The organism is Nocardia sp. CY15 (assembly GCF_009829295.1).
Taxonomy (GTDB): Bacteria; Actinomycetota; Actinomycetes; order Mycobacteriales; family Mycobacteriaceae; genus Nocardia; species Nocardia sputi.
On the sequence record NZ_VUOT01000026.1, the window covers coordinates 41,766 to 58,561 of the forward strand.

Annotated in this window: 17 protein-coding genes; 10 read left to right on the forward strand and 7 right to left on the reverse strand. The window is 66.8% G+C overall.

What is annotated here, in order from left to right; all coding sequences use genetic code 11:
• Positions 1-62: 62 nt before the first annotated feature.
• Both GVY39_RS24880 and GVY39_RS24885 read right to left on the reverse strand, forming a co-directional pair.
• Complete coding sequence (locus GVY39_RS24880) at positions 63-632, reverse strand: GNAT family N-acetyltransferase (protein ID WP_236565648.1); 570 nt, start codon at positions 630-632, stop codon at positions 63-65.
• A gap of 238 nt (positions 633-870) precedes the next feature.
• Entirely contained in the window at positions 871-1,452 is a 582-nt protein-coding gene (locus GVY39_RS24885) for a YitT family protein (protein WP_236565656.1), read from the reverse strand.
• A gap of 447 nt (positions 1,453-1,899) precedes the next feature.
• On the opposite strand from GVY39_RS24885, the gene GVY39_RS24890 reads away from it, so the two are divergent.
• On the forward strand, positions 1,900-2,349 hold the full coding sequence (locus tag GVY39_RS24890) for an alpha/beta fold hydrolase (RefSeq protein WP_159928666.1): 450 nt from the start codon (positions 1,900-1,902) through the stop codon (positions 2,347-2,349).
• 71 nt (positions 2,350-2,420) lie between these two features.
• Here the strand turns inward: GVY39_RS24890 and GVY39_RS24895 are convergent, their stop codons facing one another.
• Together GVY39_RS24895 and GVY39_RS24900 are read right to left on the reverse strand one after the other, a co-directional pair.
• On the reverse strand, positions 2,421-3,029 hold the full coding sequence (locus tag GVY39_RS24895) for a histidine phosphatase family protein (protein WP_223516168.1): 609 nt from the start codon (positions 3,027-3,029) through the stop codon (positions 2,421-2,423).
• A 137-nt stretch (positions 3,030-3,166) separates the two neighbouring features.
• Complete coding sequence (locus GVY39_RS24900) at positions 3,167-4,117, reverse strand: hypothetical protein (RefSeq protein ID WP_201295335.1); 951 nt, start codon at positions 4,115-4,117, stop codon at positions 3,167-3,169.
• 536 nt (positions 4,118-4,653) lie between these two features.
• Here GVY39_RS24900 and GVY39_RS24905 point away from each other — a divergent pair.
• From GVY39_RS24905 to GVY39_RS24920, 4 genes are all read left to right on the forward strand, one after another.
• Complete coding sequence (locus GVY39_RS24905; RefSeq protein WP_223522084.1) at positions 4,654-5,181, forward strand: AAA family ATPase; 528 nt, start codon at positions 4,654-4,656, stop codon at positions 5,179-5,181.
• A gap of 502 nt (positions 5,182-5,683) precedes the next feature.
• Complete coding sequence (locus GVY39_RS24910) at positions 5,684-6,400, forward strand: metal-dependent hydrolase (RefSeq protein WP_159928672.1); 717 nt, start codon at positions 5,684-5,686, stop codon at positions 6,398-6,400.
• 330 nt (positions 6,401-6,730) lie between these two features.
• Positions 6,731-7,729, forward strand: coding sequence for an SMP-30/gluconolactonase/LRE family protein (locus GVY39_RS24915; RefSeq protein WP_236565650.1), 999 nt, complete (start codon positions 6,731-6,733; stop codon positions 7,727-7,729).
• A gap of 39 nt (positions 7,730-7,768) precedes the next feature.
• Positions 7,769-9,019 carry a triacylglycerol lipase gene (locus GVY39_RS24920; protein WP_159928674.1) on the forward strand — a complete coding sequence of 417 codons (1,251 nt, stop codon included), beginning with the start codon at positions 7,769-7,771 and terminating at the stop codon, positions 9,017-9,019.
• A gap of 43 nt (positions 9,020-9,062) precedes the next feature.
• Here GVY39_RS24920 and GVY39_RS24925 read toward each other — a convergent pair whose 3' ends face one another.
• A complete protein-coding gene (locus GVY39_RS24925; protein WP_159928676.1) occupies positions 9,063-10,154 on the reverse strand; it encodes a hypothetical protein in 1,092 nt (363 codons plus the stop codon).
• Between the two features lie 102 nt (positions 10,155-10,256).
• Here GVY39_RS24925 and GVY39_RS24930 point away from each other — a divergent pair, with 102 nt between their 5' ends.
• The 4 genes from GVY39_RS24930 to GVY39_RS24945 all read left to right on the forward strand — a co-directional run bounded on the left by GVY39_RS24930 (position 10,257) and on the right by GVY39_RS24945 (position 14,707).
• On the forward strand, positions 10,257-11,054 hold the full coding sequence (locus GVY39_RS24930) for a HugZ family protein (protein WP_159928678.1): 798 nt from the start codon (positions 10,257-10,259) through the stop codon (positions 11,052-11,054).
• Between the two features lie 76 nt (positions 11,055-11,130).
• On the forward strand, positions 11,131-12,450 hold the full coding sequence (locus tag GVY39_RS24935; protein WP_159928680.1) for a family 1 glycosylhydrolase: 1,320 nt from the start codon (positions 11,131-11,133) through the stop codon (positions 12,448-12,450).
• A gap of 107 nt (positions 12,451-12,557) precedes the next feature.
• Positions 12,558-13,385, forward strand: a complete 828-nt coding sequence (prcB, locus tag GVY39_RS24940; protein ID WP_159928682.1) for a proteasome subunit beta — start codon at positions 12,558-12,560, stop codon at positions 13,383-13,385.
• 563 nt (positions 13,386-13,948) lie between these two features.
• Positions 13,949-14,707, forward strand: coding sequence for a hypothetical protein (locus tag GVY39_RS24945; protein WP_159928684.1), 759 nt, complete (start codon positions 13,949-13,951; stop codon positions 14,705-14,707).
• Between the two features lie 72 nt (positions 14,708-14,779).
• Here GVY39_RS24945 and GVY39_RS24950 read toward each other — a convergent pair whose 3' ends face one another.
• Together GVY39_RS24950 and GVY39_RS24955 are read right to left on the reverse strand one after the other, a co-directional pair.
• Positions 14,780-16,078 (reverse strand): NtaA/DmoA family FMN-dependent monooxygenase, encoded by a 1,299-nt coding sequence (locus tag GVY39_RS24950; protein ID WP_159928686.1) that lies wholly within the window; start codon positions 16,076-16,078, stop codon positions 14,780-14,782.
• A 57-nt stretch (positions 16,079-16,135) separates the two neighbouring features.
• Positions 16,136-16,324, reverse strand: coding sequence for a hypothetical protein (locus tag GVY39_RS24955; protein WP_159928688.1), 189 nt, complete (start codon positions 16,322-16,324; stop codon positions 16,136-16,138).
• 181 nt (positions 16,325-16,505) lie between these two features.
• On the opposite strand from GVY39_RS24955, the gene GVY39_RS24960 reads away from it, so the two are divergent.
• Entirely contained in the window at positions 16,506-16,766 is a 261-nt protein-coding gene (locus GVY39_RS24960) for a hypothetical protein (RefSeq protein ID WP_159928690.1), read from the forward strand.
• Positions 16,767-16,796 lie beyond the last annotated feature (30 nt).

Consider the following 16,796-nt stretch of genomic DNA (forward strand, 5'->3'; position numbering starts at 1 on the left):
TTTCACCTTCTGCCGGATCGCTGCCCACAGACTATCTGGGACAGTACGTTCCGTACAGGGATCTACGTCGCGCGGACGCGCGCATGCACATGCATGTCGTGCCACCCGTCAGCGTGCAATCCGGCGCTGCGCCTGACACTTTCCGCCGCGAACCCCGCCTTCACCGCCGCACGACACGACGGCAGGTTGCGCACCGAGTGCAGCACCTCCAGCCGATGGAAACCGACCTCGAATGCCCAGCGAGAGACCGTCTCGACCGCCGCGGGCGTCACCCCGCGCCCACGCCACGCCGGCGCGGTCCAATACGCCAGTTCAGCCAAGCCCTCCGGCGGCGACATCTTCCGCAACCCGATCCGGGCCACGACCACATCATCGACGACGACCGCCCACTGCGGACCGTCCCCGTTCGTCCACCCCGCCCGCCAGCGCGCGATCAGCTCCCGAGCCTCGGCTTCGGAGACCACATCGCGACCATGCCAGCGTTGAATGTCCGGATCTCGGTAAACCGCATGCACCACGGCCGCGTCGGCATCAACCCACGGCCGCAACAGCAGCGTCTCACTCCTCAACGTGGGTTGGATTCTCGCGGCGAACACTTCGGCGGGCACCACGTCGGGCAGCAGAGCGGACACACCCGAATTGTCCCCGGACATGCCGCCGATCGCCACGAATTATCAGCGCCAGGGGACAGGCATGCCGATCGAAGGCGGTGACCGATTGCGCTCCTTCGCAAGCGATTCGATGTCACCTGGAACGAAATGCAGCACTGATCCGACCGGACTGAGACTTCTCCGAGCGACCAACTTCGTCACTGTGACGATAGCGAATCCACCAGCGCGGGACCGAACCGATAGGGGAGTCAGCAACCGATCACACCGCAGGGGCCACACCGACAACAGGTTCCAGCTCCGGCTCCGACGGCGCGAAGCCCGGCAGGAAGCCGTTCACGGCGGGAATCATCAGGTGAATCAGCGGGCCGATCCCGAAGGCGTACACCAGCGTTCCGATGCCGACGCTGCCGCCGAGGATCAAGCCCGTCGCCAACACTGTCACCTCGATCGCCGTGCGTACCACCCACACCGATCGACCCGTTCGCCGGACCAGTCCAGTCATCAGTCCATCCCGCGGTCCCGGCCCCATACCTGCGCCGATGTACAACACGCTCGCCACCGCATTCAGCACCACAGCCGCAACCATGGCGCCGGCCCGCACCGCGAGCAGATCCCACGACGGCAACCACGCGAGCCCGGCATCGACCGACAAGGCGATCACCACGACATTGGTCACCGTGCCCAAACCCGGCATCTGCCGCAGTGGAATCCAGGCCACCAGCACCACGACACCGGTAACCGCCGTCACGGCACCGAAACCGATCGACACGTGTCGCGCCACCCCTTGATGGAACACATCCCACGGATCCAACCCGAGCCCGGCCCGCACCATCACCGCCATCGAGAACCCGTACAACCACAATCCGACGCACAACGCGACCAACCGACGAACCAGCACCGACTCAGGGTGCCGCGAACTGGACACCACATCCAGGGCCAATCACCGATCACTGGACCTACCACCGACAGCCACCGCACGCTGCAGCGAGCGAGAACGCCACGAGCATCGTCACTGTGACGTTTACATGCGACCGACAACTAACGCCAGAGAGGTCACTCTAGGGAAAACGCAAGATTCACCAAGCAAGCCGATAATCACCGGAAAATTTCCACCAAGCGGACAAAGGGGCCAAGTGGGACCAATCGTCGAGCGCGAACATCCGGCCGCTCGAGACTCCGAGGGCGGATCCCAGCTGGGGCGTAGGAGCCAAAGGCGTGACACAGCAAGGACATACCGCAGACATCCACTCTCGCAACCTGCGCCGAATTTGCGCCGATAATCAACATTATGTCAACTAGAGGTTCTCGGCTCACCGCCCCGAGCCTGCTTCCGGCCTGGGACGAAGCCATTCCGGTCGATGACAAAGCGATCTGGCGCGATCCGGTTGTGGTCGAGGCCTACACGCGCGCTGCCATGGCCTCCGACCCGACGAGCCGCGACCGCACCCCGCCCAGCTTCCGGGCCCCGTCCGGTGCGCTCGCCGACAGCTATGAACTCGCCACCGGACGCCTGCCCTGGCACGCCGGAAACATCACCGCCGCCACCTTGATCTTGCGCGGCGAATACGACTTCTGGAGCCGACCCGAAGATATCGAATCGTTGACGCGGCATCTGGTAAGGGCAGAGAAGGTGCGCGCGGTCGAACTCACCGGGGCAACGCATTTCGCACATCTCGACCGCGCCGAACACGGACGTGGCCAGTTGCTCGACGCCCTCACCACCTTTCTCGATGAGTGAATCGAGTGGTGCGAGGACCAGCATCCCTCCCGGCGGCAGGGTCTTCCGGCGACCTCGAACCCTACCCCGTCCTACCTCAAGTGAGACGTATCGGCGAGACCGAGCACCGCACGGTTGCGCCAGTAATCGTCATGCCGCAGGTGGGTGATCGCGCCGGGCACGGTCGCGAAGGAGGCGAAACCGGCCGCCTCGACCGGGATCATCATCCATGTGGTGATGACGAATGTCAGCGCGTAACCGTGCGTGACGACGATGTGGTCATGATCGGTGTCGGCCATCAACTCACGCACACACTCATCCACTCGGGTCGCGACCTCACGCCGCGTCTCCGCCTCACGGATGGGACCACGGTGGTCGAGCCGATCGTGGTCGGGTGCGGGCACCTGCCGTTGCGCGAGCCACGCATTCGGTCGGCCGTTCGCATGCCCGAAGCTGATCTCCCGCAACCGCCGATCCGCCGCAACCGGAACAGAGAGTGCCGTGGCGAGAATCCCCGCCGTCTCGGTACAACGAGCGAGGTCGGACGTCGTGATCCGCACCGGCCGCAACGCACCCGCACACCGGCGCGCCAACTCCTCGGCGACAAGGCCGGCGTCACGCCGACCGCGCGCCGTCAGCTTCGAGTCGTACCACCCGCCGACGAGATCACTCTCGGTGTGCTCCGCGTGCGGGTGACTCACTATGTAGAGGTCCTGCAAGCCTCTCCCCCTATTCGCACGCCCGACGATTTCCAGCGCTCCACCCTATCGGCGTGAGAACGAACCGCTCGGCGCCGGGCCCAACCCCGGAAACATGGCCTGGCGCCGAGGCAGTCGGCTCACGCCAGGGTGTCCGCCAGTTCCGCGTGCAGGTCGAACAAGTCCGGGATCTGGTCGGCTGGGCGGCGGCCCATGCCGCACTCGGTGGCGATGCCGAACTCGGGGACCGAGTGGCGGGCAGCTTCGATGCGCTGGAGTGCGCCCGCCCGGCCGTCGGTGGCGTGGACCAGGCCGAGGTACAGGTCCGTCTCAGGCGGAAGGACCAGATCTGCGAGGGGTTCGAAATAGGCGGCGTCGGTGCGCGAACGCGGGACCGGCAGATGGATCCAGTTCACCGGACGCTCCAGCCCGGCCAGGACGCGACCGGCGACGGCGGCGAGCCGGCCGGTGTCGGCGGGTTCGGCGAAGTGACGGTGACCGAAATCGCCGTAGCAGAGGTGGTAGCCGAGCTCGACCGACTCGGGCACCGCGGTGCCCAGCCGGATGAGGCGCTCCCCCACTGCCTCGAGCTGCGTCGGATAGTCGTCCCCGAACCAAGACGGAAAGATGCCCTCGAAGATGGCGAACTCGACGGCGCAATCCCACTGCACCGCAAGGTCCTCCGCCGGGATCGCGGCACAGATGGTGTCCAGCTCGTCGAGCAGACGCGCCTCGTATCGGCGCTCCAACTCCCCCTGCGGACCCGCGACGAAGGCCCCGATCACCGCGATCGGCGTCGGCAGACTGACCTGGAACCGGACCCGCGCCGGAATCGTGCCCTCCGCACGCAGCTGCCGGAACACCTGCCAGGACTCGAGGGCGGCCTCCGCGTAACCCAACGGGCCGAAGTCGACCGACGCCGCGTCCACGCCGGGCTTGGGTTGCACTCGTTCGCTGGGCCCGTATTCCGGGCTCGGCGGTGGCACGGTTTCCAGGTCCGGATTCGCTTGCATCTTGGGCAGTTGCCACACCACCCAGTTGTCCCGCACTCCGGTCTCACCGTCCGGAATGCGCTTCACGTGCGACCCCATGCGCCGTGCTGCCTCTGAGAAGACCGTGCGCGCATCCGCCAGAGGAACGCTGCCGCACAGATGGACTCCGCGACCCTTACCCACCGCAACCTCCCACATATCCCTACCGCTGTTCCAGCCGATCTGGTCGAAACCAGAGAGTTGCCAGGCGTCTCAACGACATTCGCCTTCGCACTCGGCAATCGATCGGTTCGCGCTACGCGATGCAGCGTAGGCGCGCACTACGAACTGGAATCCCCACAATTGGGAAATACCTAGCGACCAGTTCACTGGCAGGTCTCGCGCACCGGGCCCGAAAACATCCGCTCCTCGGCCGCACGATCGAACACACTTGCCGTTCCCGCCGGTCGACTACAAGAATCACGCCATGACGGTCGAGGACAAGCCCCGCAGACGGGATGCCGGCGCTTCCGCCGACGCCATCGCGGACGCACTCGACCGGATCGGTGCGGAGTCTCGACCAGCTACTCCACGCCATCCGCTGACCCGGTGCCCGCGGGCCACTCTGGAGGTTTCGTCACATCTGCGAACTACTCATTCTCGTCAACGGACTGCCCGGCTCAGGGAAGAGCACGTTGGCCCCGACACTGGCGCGAGAACTCGGCGCGCACCTGCTCACCAAGGACGTCATCAAAGAGGCACTCGGCTCCGGGCTCGACGGCGCTGCCGTTCTACCGAACATCGGCGCGATAGCGATGGAGGCCGCGTGGACGCTCGCCGCCGCCCTCCCCGGCGTGGTCCTGGTCGACTCTTGGTGGTTCAAACCCCGTGACACGCGGTACGCCGCGGACGGCATCGCGACTTCCGGGGCGACACGAGCCGTCGAGGTCTGGTGCTCGGTTCCGCCGGAACTCGCACGCGCCCGCTACCGTGGCCGTACCCGCGCTGCGCTGTACCACGACGACGCCCACCTCGCGCACGACTGGGACCGCTGGGCGCGGCTGGCCGAACCTCTCGCGCTCACCCCGGTCGTGACCGTCGACACCACCGCGCCGGTCGACTGCCTCGAGCTGGCGCGGCAGGTGATGGCTGCGGCGACAGTTGCCATCGGCGACGTCCTCTAGCACCGAATTACTCGACGGGCACTGGTGCGAGCCCTTGCGCGGAGAAGAATAGGTCCCCGGCGCCAATGGACGGCCCGCAAATGGCCGCCCACCGTGGTCCGCATCCGATCAGCGATTCGGGATCTGTCCCCTCGTCTGCTCCAGGTGCCGCAACTGCGCGCTACTTCTTGGCCTCTGTGCTTTTCGAGCTGTAGAGGATTGGAAGGTGACGTTGCTTTGGGAAGATATATGTATATATACGCACATGAACGTATCGCAATCATTAGGATGGTGCGCTTCAAGCGAAACAGAATCCGGCGGCATCGAACGATCAGCGAGCCCCTCGCCGCCACTATTCCGACCGTCCGCGCAACACCTTTCGAGCGACCGTGCCCATAGACAGCACTCCCCTACCCCGTCACAGGCCAGGCCCGACATCGAGCGATCAAGATCATCTCGACTCGAGCCTCCCCTACGCAACGGCATTCGCGTGCCGATAGCAAGCTGAACTAACGTTCGAGTGGTGCTTGGACATTCACATGCGACCAGTGGCGCGCTGGCCTGGTCGGCGGCGGCAGCGACGCTGCCGGTGACGATCTTGACCTTTCCGGCTCTGCAGGATGCGACGGGACGTCTCGGCACGGTCGATCTGTTGCTGGGGGTCTTTCTCACTGCCGGGGCCGCGCTGCTGCCCGATGCGGACCACCCCCAAGGGACGATCTCGCACACACTGGGCCCGATCACGCACACCGCTTGCCGGCTCATCTCCTGGGTCGCAGGCGGGCACCGCGGCGCCACACACTCGTTCGCATTCGTCGCCGCTGTCGCGTACGGCACGTGGGCGGGCGAGCATTGGCTCGGACGGTGGTTCACCCTCGGCTTGGTCTTCTTCCTGCTGGCCCTGGCAGTGCGCGCGCTGCATCTGTGCCCGTCCGGCAACAACTTCAAGGCATGGGGGCCGATCATCGTGCTCGCCAGCGCGGGCACATTCGTCATGGAGCATTGGATCGCCGACAAGCCGGTCTGGCTTCCGTTCGCGGTCGGACTGGGCGCGCTTGCCCACCTGATCGGCGACTGCCTCACCGATCGCGGCTGCCGCCTGTTCTGGCCCTTCGATCTCCGAGTCAGCTTCCCGATCATCGATCGCACCGGCAACAAATTCGAAACCTTCGTCGTCGCACCGCTGTTCACGCTCGGCACACTGGCCATTCTCTGGTACACCATCACTCACCAACCCTGACACCACACCCTGCCGACCGGCTCCTACCGGCCGTGATGACACGCCCGCGGCCGATCAAACGCGGAACCAACTGCTTCGCACAGAACACCACCGATCGCACTACCGGCCCCCTGACGTCTTTGCTGTTTTTAGTGTGCGTGTCTGGGGTGGAGCGATGACAGACGAACTTATATTGTTAGATGCGTATATCTACGTAAGGCAATATATAGTTGCGTGACGCTCGGAGGCCGGGACGTCCTTCCTCTTCATTCCCTGCCGACATGGAGTGGCGGTCGCCTACCCGATGCCTTTCTCGCTGGAACTCCACACTCCCCCGGATAGCCTGCTGCCATGCTCGCCTCGACAATGCGGCCGCAGCGCTGGACGCCGCCGCCCTCCCCTGCTCGGGCACGCCAAACCCGCAGCACGCCACCGCTTCCCCAGCTCCGGCGCCTCGAGTTGCCCGGCAAAGGCCCGGAGGACGTCGTACTCTCCCCCGACGGCAGGATCATCGCGGGCATCCAAGGTGGCGCCGTTCTCAGCATCGATCCGGCGACCGGCGAGGTACGTGAACTCGCGAACACCGGCGGCCGCCCGCTCGGCCTGCACGCCGACGCCGATGGGCGCGTGCTGATCTGCGATGTCGAGCGTGGACTGCTCGAGCTGGATACCGAGGGCCGGCTGACCGTGCTGGTCGACGAGATCGATGGAGAGCGGCTGCGATTCGCCAGCAACGTCGTTCGCGACACCGACGGGACGATCTATTTCTCGGCGTCCTCGCGCCGGTACACGCTCGATGAGTACATGGGTGACATTCTCGAGCACTCCGGCACCGGCCGACTGTTCCGCCGGGATCCCGCGGGCAAGGTGGAGACGCTGATCGACGATCTCCAGTTCGCGAACGGCGTCGTGCTGGCACCCGATCGCTCCAGTGTGGTCGTCGCGGAGACCGGCGGTTACCGGCTGACGCGTTATCGGCTGACCGGCCCGAAGGCGGGCACGCGGGAACGGCTGATCGAGAACCTGCCCGGGTTCCCTGACAACCTGGGCCTCGGTAGCGACGGCCTGATCTGGATCACCCTTCCTTCGCCCCGCAATCCGCTACTGGATCGCCTTCTCCCGCTGCCGGGGATTCTGCGGCGCGTCGTGTGGACGCTGCCGGAGTGGGCACAGCCGGAGCCGGCGCGGACGGTGTGGGTGATGGCGGTCGATTTCGACGGTGAAGTAGTGCACGACCTTCAGGTCGAAGGCACCGACTATTCGATGGTGACCGGCGTGGTCGAGCAGGACGGCGTGCTGTATCTGGGCAGCCTCACCGAATCGGCGGTGGCCGTGTCGCGGGTGCCATAGGGTCCCACAAATTTCAGTGCACACTTGTACACTAAGCGCATGACGGAGGATGCACGCCAACGGCAAGCGGAGGTCCGGGCGCTGGCTCGCCTCGCTGGTGACGAACTCAGCGGCGCGGTCGACGGTATCGCGGCCGTGCACCGAGCGATCGCGCAGCGGGTGTTCACCGCGGTGCGCTGGGGCGTTGGGCCGGCGGCTGCTCCGGTCCAGCTGATGCACGATGTGATCGCCGAGGGCGTCTACCGCGTCGTCAGCGGATCGGCGGTGGCGGCGGGCAGGGTCGCGGAAAGAACCGCGGATCTGCCCGCCGTCGCGCCGTCGCGCACGGTGTACGGGGCGGGGTTTCTCGCCGCGCTGCAGGGTTTGATCGGTGACGAACTCGAGCAGGCCCGCCCGATTCTGGCGGGGCCGATGACGTTCCGTGTCGACGGCGCTCCCGTGCGCGCCGAGCTGGTCGGCGCGCGGGTCCGGCGGCCCGGTGCGCATGTCGTGGTCTTCCTGCACGGGTTGGTGGAGACCGAGCACGCATGGCGCTTGGGCGGCGGACCGACCTATGCCGAGCGACTGGAGGCGGACGCGGGTTGTACGGCGCTGTATGTCCGGTACAACTCCGGTCTGCACATCTCGGACAACGCTGGGCAGTTCAGCGCATTGATGCTGTGTCTGGTCGAGCACTGGCCGGTGCCGATCGAGCGGATCTCGCTGGTGGGTCATTCGATGGGCGGGTTGGTCGCCCGGGGCGCGTGCTTCGAGGCGGGTGAGGCCGGGTTGGCGTGGGTGCGGCTGGTACGACAGGTGGTGTGCCTTGGTTCACCTCATCTCGGTGCACCGCTGGAGCAGTTCGTGCACTATGCGTCCGCGGCGCTGGTGCGGTTGCCCGAGACCCGTCCGTTCGGGCGTCTGTTGCGTCGTCGCAGCGCGGGCATCCGGGATCTGCGAGATGGCTCTCTGGTGGACGACGATTGGCGTGACCTGGATGCCGACGCGCTGCGTCGCCGGGCGATCCGGGAGGTTCCGCTGCTGGTGGGTGCGGATCACTATTTCGTCACCGCTACCGTCACGCGCAGTCCGCGGCATCCGCTGGGCCGTGTGATCGGTGACGGGCTGGTGCTCACGTCGAGCGGCTCGGGGCGTAACCGCGCCCGCCGCATCGGTTTCGACGTCGAGAACGGCCTGCATCTCGCGTCGGCGCACCACTTCGCGTTGCTCAATCACGAGGGGGTCTACCGCGCGCTGCGCGGCTGGTTGACACCGGAACCGGCCGTGGTCCGCGACCGAGTCGGCGGCTGAGTTGCCGTAGGCGGGACAGGGCGACTCTGCCCCGCCGGTGGGCTCAGAGGAGGTCTTCGGGGTCCGCGTCGGCTTCGAGGCGCACTTCTTCGGCGAAGCGGGTTTCGGGGTCGTCGTGGTCGTTGTGGGCGGCGTAGAGGAGCAGGCAGCCGCGGATACCGTCGAGGAGGTCCTCCAATAGGTCGAGCGCGGGACGGGCGGGGTCGAGGCGGCTGATGCGGAAGCTGGTGAGCATTGCCTCGCGGGTGTCGGCGTCGACGCCGAATCGGTGGGCTTGCGCTTCGATTTCCGCGACGCGAGCCACGAGGCTCCACGGTGCGGGGACGCGGCCTTCGTGCACGGCCATTGCTTCGGCGATGAGGTCGAGGACGACTTCGGTGGGGGTGTCGCCCGCGGCGAGGCGTTCGAGTACGAGGGTGGGTGTCTCGACTTGGAGCGCTTCGATGTCGTCGGCTTCGGCGACGACATCGGTGGTGTGGACGCCCGCGGCCTCTCCGGCGACTTCGGCGGCGGCGTAGAGCCAGTGGGCCGCGGCGACGGAGGCGGAGGCGGGGTCGAGTTCGGTGAACAGTTCGATGCTGCCGAGCGGGTCGGTGCGCAGGAGGGCGTCGGCGGCGTGGACTTGTGCCGGGGATACGTCGGGGCGGGACAGTTCGACGGCTTGGCGGGCGCGGCCGGAGAGGTCGCCGCGTTCGGCGGATTCGATCGCTTCCTGTTCGGTGCGTACCTCGGCGGCGACGGTGTCGCGCAGGGCGTCGTCGTCGATGTCGTGCAGGGTGCGTCCGATGCGGTGGGCGGATTCGACCACGCCGCTGTAGGAGACGAGCAGTCCTTCGTCGGTGGGCAGGTTGGGGCTGCGGAGTCCAGCTTCCACTTCTTTGAAGTTCCTGCGTTCTTCGGCGCGCCGCCATGCTTCGCTGTTGGGGACGTCGGGGTCGCCTGCGGCGCTGGCCGGATGGGTGTAGGTGCGCCATTGGAATCGCGAGAGGGTGGTGAGGTTCGACGCCAGATCGGTTGCCTGGTCCGTGGTCACCTGCGGGGGCAGTGTGGCCACCGTCTGGGCGAGGTCGCCTCGTCCGGTCGCCCAGATGGCGACGAGGGCGGCGCGGTCGGCGTCGAATGCGTATCTGGTCACCTGGGCAAGTCTGGCCGATCGGCGGCGTCTGCGCGCGGCCAATTGATTCGCGCTTGTGAGGATGTGCGGCGTTTCGCGGGGACGCGCTGGGAAGATGGGGGCATGACTGTCGATCATGGTGATCCCGGCGACGCGCCTTCGGTGCCGCCGCCGCTGGCGCCGGTGCCGAGTCCGGCTCGTCCCTCGGCGGCGGAGGAGGCGAAGACTGTTGCGGTGTCGTCGAATACCGCGACGCTGGCCAGTCTGGCGGAGGATGGTTCGCCGTGGGCGTCGTTGGTGGCCTACGGGTTGCTGGAAGGGCAGCCGGTGTTGTGTGTGTCGCGGCTGGCCGAGCACGGGCGGAATCTGGCGGCGGACGCGCGGGCGAGTGTGGCGGTGGTGGCGCCGGACCCGCCGACGGACCCGTTGGCGGGTGCGCGGATCACGCTGGCGGGTGTGGTGGAGCGCCCGGTGGGTGCGGAGGCGGTCGCGGCGCGGGAGGCGTATCTGGCTGCGGTGGCCGCGGGGCGGATGTACATCGATTACAGCGATTTCTCGCTGTGGGTTCTGCGCGTGCGCCGGGTGCGCTGGGTCGGTGGGTACGGGCGAATGGATTCGGTGAGTGCCGAGGAGTACGTGGCGGCGGAGCCGGATCCGGTGCTGCCGTCGGCGGCTCGTGCGGTGGCGCATCTGAACGACGACCATGCCGATGCGTTGCTTGCCATGGCGCGGCGGTTGGGCGGGTATCCCGACGCGAGCGCGGCCAGTTGTGAGCGTGCGGACCGGTATGGCTTGGATTTGCGGGTGGTGACGCCGCGGGGTGTCGCGCGCACGAGGGTGGGGTATGCGGCTCGGATCGACGCGGTCGAGCAGTTGCGGGCGGCGACGGTGGAGTTGGCGCGGCGGTCGCGGGGGGATTGAGGGGTCGTGAGGTTGCCGGAGGGGCGACACGGCGTCATTACAACTGTGCCAGCAATCTGACAGTTACGCTACGGCGATGGGTACACGCACTCGTCGGCGCGGGTTCGCCGCGCTGTCCGCCGCTGCGGCGGTGCTGATGTCTTCGGGTGTTTCCGCCGCTCAGCCGAGCGGCCAGCTGCTTCCGTTCGATGTGGACTTTTTGTGGGGTGTGTCGTCGTCGGGGTTTCAGTCCGAAGGTCATGCGCCGGACAGCAACTGGTCGCGTTACATCTCGGCGGGTGAGACGGCCGATCCCTACCGGGATTCGGTGGACTTCGCCCGCCGCTACATCGCCGATATCGATCTGGCGGCGCGTCTGGGTGTGCGGGTCTACCGGGTGGGTATCGAGTGGGCGCGGTTGCAGCCCGCGCCGCATGCTTGGGATGAGGCGGCGTTCGGTTTCTACGACAATGTGATCGCGCGGATCATCGCGGCGGGGATGCGGCCGATGCTGACGTTGGATCACTGGGTGTATCCGGGGTGGGCCGCCGATCGTGGCGGGTGGCGCGCTCCGGGGATGGTCGAGGATTGGCTGGCGAATATGCGCAAGGTGGTGCACCGGTATTCCTCGCGTGATCCGTTGTGGGTGACGTTCAACGAGCCTGCCGCTTATGTCGGCACCGAGTTGCGCACGGGTGGGATCGGTGTCGACGAGGCGCCGGTGATGGTGGATCGGATCGCGCGGGCGCACAACGAGATCTACGACGTGATACACGGTTATCGGCCGGATGCGCTGGTGACCAGCAATCTGGGTTATGTGGCGGGTGCGGAGACGGAGGTCAATCAGCCGATCGTGGATCAGATCTCGGCGAAGCTGGATTTCATCGGGGTCGACTACTACTTCGCGCCGCTGCCGGAGACCGGGGAGGCGGCGCAGGGGGGTGCGGCGGAGGGTCCTGCGATGTGGGAGTTGCCGGTGCATCCGGAGGGCATCTACTACGCGTTGCGGCATTACGCGCGTCAGTTTCCGGATCGTCCGCTGTATGTCGTGGAGAACGGTCTTCCGACCGAGAACGGGCAGGTTCGCCCGGATGGCTATACGCGTGCCGATCATCTGCGGGACACGGTGTATTGGCTGCAGCGGGCGAAGGCTGATGGGATGAACGTCATCGGTTACAACTACTGGAGTCTCACCGACAACTATGAGTGGGGTTCGTACGCGCCGCGGTTCGGGCTCTACACGGTGGATGTGCTGACCGATCCGGCGTTGGCGCGTCGCGCGACCGATGCGGTCGATGCCTATGTCCGGCTGATCCGGGCGGGTGGTGTGGCTGCGGGTTATCAGCCGACCCGCGCTCCGGTGCCGTGCGTGCGGATCGACGCGCCGCAGACCTGCGTCGGGGGCGACGCGGCGTAGCGGGGCGCTGCTGGTTGTCAGCCGGGGCGTTTTCGTTCCGGTAACGTCGGCGGGAGAGCACGTATCGCGTTCGCGGGTGGTGCAGGCTCGGCCCGGAAAGGTGATTCATGACGACCGACAGCTACCTGCCTCTCGGTTTGCGGTACCCGGAGGCGTCGTTCTCGGAGTTCTTGCGCAGGTACGCGCCGCAGTTGTTGCCGGAGGGAGGGTTCGCCATCAGCGGCGGCGGAGATGGTGCCGCGCCGCATGGGACGACGATCGTGGCGGTCGTTTATCGCGGTGGTGTGCTGGTGGCCGGTGACCGGCGGGGCACGATGGCGCATCTGGTGGCGACGCGCGATATGCAGAAGGTTTTCGTCACCGACACCTATTCGGCGGCGGGTTTCGCGGGCACGGTGGGGATGGCGTTGGAGATGATTCGCTTGTTCGCGGTGGAGTTGGAGCATTACGAGAAGATCGAGGGGGCTTCGCTGACCTTCGATGGCAAGGCCTCGAAGTTGTCGGCGATGGTGCGCGCCAATTTGCCTGCGGCACTGCAGGATATGGCCGTGATTCCGCTGTTGGTCGGCTATGACCTGGATGCCGCCGAGCCGGAGCGGGCGGGGCGGATCGTGTCCTATGACGCGGTGGGCGGCAGGCATGAGGAGCGTTTCGGTTACGCGGCGGTCGGTTCGGGGTCGGTGTTCGCCAAGTCGTCGTTGAAGAAGACCTACCGCCGCGATATCGATGAAGAGGGGGCGCTGCGCCTGGCGGTGGAGGCGTTGTTCGACGCGGCCGACGACGATACCGCGACGGGCGGGCCGGATCTGCTGCGTGACATCTATCCGACGGCGGTGCTGGTCGATGCCGACGGCGCGGTGGAGGTGCCGGATGAGCGTCTGGCGGAGATCGCTCGTGCGGTCGTCGACGCGCGTGCGGCGGCGGAGGCTCACTGAGCGGCGGCGTTCGCTCGGTCGTCGGGCCGGTCGGTCGTTGCGGACACCTGGTGTGCGAGTTTGTGACCGAAGTCCCATTTCGCACGTGTTAAGCGTGTCACAGCAATTCGCGCGCGGACGCGCGGACGCGTTGCGGCGGAAACGCGAATATCGAGTTCAACGCCATGGCCGGAAATGTTACTCACCGGTTGGGTCACTCTCGGCTCGATACGTGCGGAGCTGGGACGATGCTTGGGAGATGGATCACGCTTGCCTGCTGCGACCGAGCTGCTTACGGTTATTTCCGTCGATGGCCGATGACGCCCGATCGAATTACATCTCATTGATGTGCCGCGAATTCTGACCCTCCCGGGCAATTCCACTGTTATTGCGCTGGGTGGCGGCATAATTCACGCGGTACCGGCGAAACTGGAGCAATGGTACAACCAACCCCTTGGCAAGTAACCGAAGCGCGACACCGTCGGAGCCGCGGCTCCGGCCGCCCGGCACAGGGCGCGACGCCACCACGGAGGCTTGATTGGGGTTTTCTCTTCGCCGCGGTCACGAGTCTCGCCACGTTCGCTTTGCTGTTCCAGCCGTGGCTTTCGGCGTCCGGCTCCGGTGGCGAGGCTCGCTCCAACGCGTTCGGCCGGGTTTCCGGTTTCACCGACGGCGTCGACGAGTGGTCGGTGTCGAAATTCCGTGATGTGAACATCAGTGGCGGCTGGGGTCTGCTGGCCGCCGCCGCGATGGTCGTCACCGTGTTCGCGGTGGTGGCGCACCTGCGCTCGCGCACCCGCATGTTCGCTCACCTGGTGATGGGTTCCAGTGTGGCCGCGGCCGTTCTGGTGCTCGCCATGCTGCTGTATCTGGATGCTCGCGGGCCGGAATTGCGGACCCTGGTCGATCAAGGGGAAGGTTTCGGCGCGGCGATTCTGCGGGTTTTCGACGAAGGTTCCACGGGCGCTTCGGGGACCGGTGCGCGGCGCATGGCCGGCGCCGGGCTGACGCCGGTGGCGTTGCTCGCCGGTGTGATGGCCTGTGCCGGCGCGGTGGCCGCTGTCGCACAGGGCACGCGCCGCTACGACCTGAGTCCGATGCGGGCGCTGTCGTGGATGGTGACGCCGTTGCCCGAGGAGCAGACGCAGCAACCCGCGGCGCCCGCCGAACCGACGCGGCCGACGGAGCAGGTTGCGCCGGAATCCGAGCGGCTGTTGTGGGACGAACTCGTCTTCGACGACGATCTGGTCGCCAACATCACCTGGGTGCGGAACACGAACCCGCCGCAGAACGAGGCCTCGGATCGCCGTATGAACACCTCGACGCCGGTTCTCACCCGCTAGCAGCCGGTAGTGGCTCCGGTGCGTCGACCAGCCGTTCGTAACTCGGCGGCGCGGTGGCGGGCGTCGCCGGGGTCATTCCGGTAGCGGGGGGAGTTCGAGGTTTTCGCGGAGGGTGCCGCCGAGGTAGTCGGAGCCGACGATGCCGCGGCGGCGCGGTTCCGGCAGCAGTCCGTTCACGACGAAGTCGCGGGTGCGTTCGTCGGCGAGCCCGCCGAGGGAGATCACGTCGAGAACTCCTGCGTTGTAGCGTTCTTCGACCGCGTCGGCGAGTTGTTCGGGGGTTCCGACGGCTGCCCAGTGCCCGGTGTCTTCGGCGGCGATGATCAGCTCCCGCAGTGTCTTTCCGGACCGTGCGAAGTTGCCGAAGATCTCCACGCGGCCGCGTCTGCGGTGTACGGAGGTCACGTCGGGGAGCAGACTCTCCGGTAGCGGCTTGTCCAACGGCAGGTCGGACAGGTCGATGCCGCCGCCCAGCATATCGGCGAGCGCGGCGCGTCCGGCCTGGAAGTCGGTTGCCTCCGCTTGTTCTCGCGCCAGACGTCGGGCTTCGGCTTCGGTGGCGCCGTAGGTCGCGTGGAACGAGCTCATGATCAACGGCAGGCCCTCGGCCCGGCCGAGTTCGCCGGCGCGGGCGCGGATGCGCTTGGTGTAGGTCACCGCGTCTTCCGGTGTCGGCAGCGAGGTGAACACGACCTCGGCGAATCGTGCGCCCAGCTCGATGCCGCCTGCCGACTGCCCGGCCTGGAACTGGACGGGGCGGCGCTGCGGCAGGGGCGGGATGTTCAGCGGCCCGCGCACGGTGAAGTACTGCCCCGCGTGATCGATGGGCCGGACGCGGGTGGCGTCCAAGATCGCGCCGCCGCGCCCGTCGGAGGTCAGCGCGCCGGGCTGCCAGCTGTCGAACAGTGCGTTGACCACCTCGAGGGATTCGGTCGCGCGTGCGTAACGCTCTTCGGGGCTGGGCAGGTCCTGGTCACCGTAGTTCTCCTCCCCCACCGAGGAAGTCACCGCGTTCCACGCGGCGCGGCCGTTGCTGATGTGGTCGAGTGTGCCGAACAACCGTGCGAGGTTGTAGGGGTGGTGGAAGGTGGTGGTCACCGTCGCGATCAGTCCGACGTGCGAGGTCATGGCGCTCAACGCGGACAGGAAGATCAAGGGTTCCTGCGCGCCGATCGCGCCCTGTGCCCCGAAGCTGAGCAGGTCGGCGGCGAAAAGGGCGTCGAACTTGTGTCGTTCGGCGATCTTCGCGACCTCGATGGAGGACGCGATCGTGGTGGTGGTCGGATCGATGGCCGCCGCGTAGACGCTCACCGCACCGCTGACTCCCGTGACGGTCTTCAGCGGCCGCCGTCGTCCATCAGGATTGCCCATTGCGGCGACGCTACCGGTGCGCTTCTGGGGCGTAACGGGTTGTGATCAGCGAGATGATTACTGCTGGAGAGGCTCTCGCCGTTCTTCGGCTCGGTCCTCGGTCGCCGGGCGGGTGGCGCGAGGCACCCGCACCACGCCGGAGTCGAGGTCGATGTCGAAGCGCGGTGTGTGGGTTTGCCCGTCGCTGTCCTCGCTGCCGTCGTGAGTCAGCTTCTTACCCGGAAACAGCTCCCCGATGACGCCCATACGATCACGATACGCGCGGGCGATACGTCGGCCGCCGGAGCGTGAGTCGGACAGTCCCATTTCGGCACCTACAGGGCAACAGGTCGGTTAGCATCATGTCCTGCTCCCCTCGGCCGAGGACCGCGGCACGGTGAGCGCTGGGCGACCGACAATGTGAATCGACGACAGATCGGCCTACCGAATGGAATACGACGCCGACCTCGCCCAGGCCCGGGTCTTCTTGGAATTGCTCGCCGTGCGTGCGCAGGCATTGGCCAGGGAGATCGGATTCGCCCACCGTGGCGATCCCGCAAGGCGGAACGAGCTGCACAGTGAATTGCGCGCTGTGCGCCGCTATGTCGACCGGCTCCACCACAGGTTCCCGGAAACCGTGCCCCAGAGCGACCGGCGGCTGGCGACGGTCCCGGGGTGTGCGCCCGGGCCACGGCGGACGCTGGGTTGAGGCGGTGAGACTGCCGTAATGACGAGTGCC

Excerpts from the sequence above, each read along its gene's own strand:
- GVY39_RS24885 (WP_236565656.1), bottom strand. The coding sequence starts at position 1,452 with ATGGCGGTGATGGTGCGGGCCGGGCTCGGGTTGGATCCGTGGGATGTG.
- GVY39_RS24890 (WP_159928666.1), top strand. The coding sequence starts at position 1,900 with ATGTCAACTAGAGGTTCTCGGCTCACCGCCCCGAGCCTGCTTCCGGCC.
- GVY39_RS24900 (WP_201295335.1), bottom strand. The coding sequence starts at position 4,117 with ATGGGGTCGCACGTGAAGCGCATTCCGGACGGTGAGACCGGAGTGCGG.
- GVY39_RS24915 (WP_236565650.1), top strand. The coding sequence starts at position 6,731 with ATGCTCGCCTCGACAATGCGGCCGCAGCGCTGGACGCCGCCGCCCTCC.
- GVY39_RS24920 (WP_159928674.1), top strand. The coding sequence starts at position 7,769 with ATGACGGAGGATGCACGCCAACGGCAAGCGGAGGTCCGGGCGCTGGCT.
- GVY39_RS24930 (WP_159928678.1), top strand. The coding sequence starts at position 10,257 with ATGACTGTCGATCATGGTGATCCCGGCGACGCGCCTTCGGTGCCGCCG.
- GVY39_RS24935 (WP_159928680.1), top strand. The coding sequence starts at position 11,131 with ATGGGTACACGCACTCGTCGGCGCGGGTTCGCCGCGCTGTCCGCCGCT.
- prcB (WP_159928682.1), top strand. The coding sequence starts at position 12,558 with ATGACGACCGACAGCTACCTGCCTCTCGGTTTGCGGTACCCGGAGGCG.
- GVY39_RS24950 (WP_159928686.1), bottom strand. The coding sequence starts at position 16,078 with ATGGGCAATCCTGATGGACGACGGCGGCCGCTGAAGACCGTCACGGGA.
- GVY39_RS24955 (WP_159928688.1), bottom strand. The coding sequence starts at position 16,324 with ATGGGCGTCATCGGGGAGCTGTTTCCGGGTAAGAAGCTGACTCACGAC.
- GVY39_RS24960 (WP_159928690.1), top strand. The coding sequence starts at position 16,506 with ATGGAATACGACGCCGACCTCGCCCAGGCCCGGGTCTTCTTGGAATTG.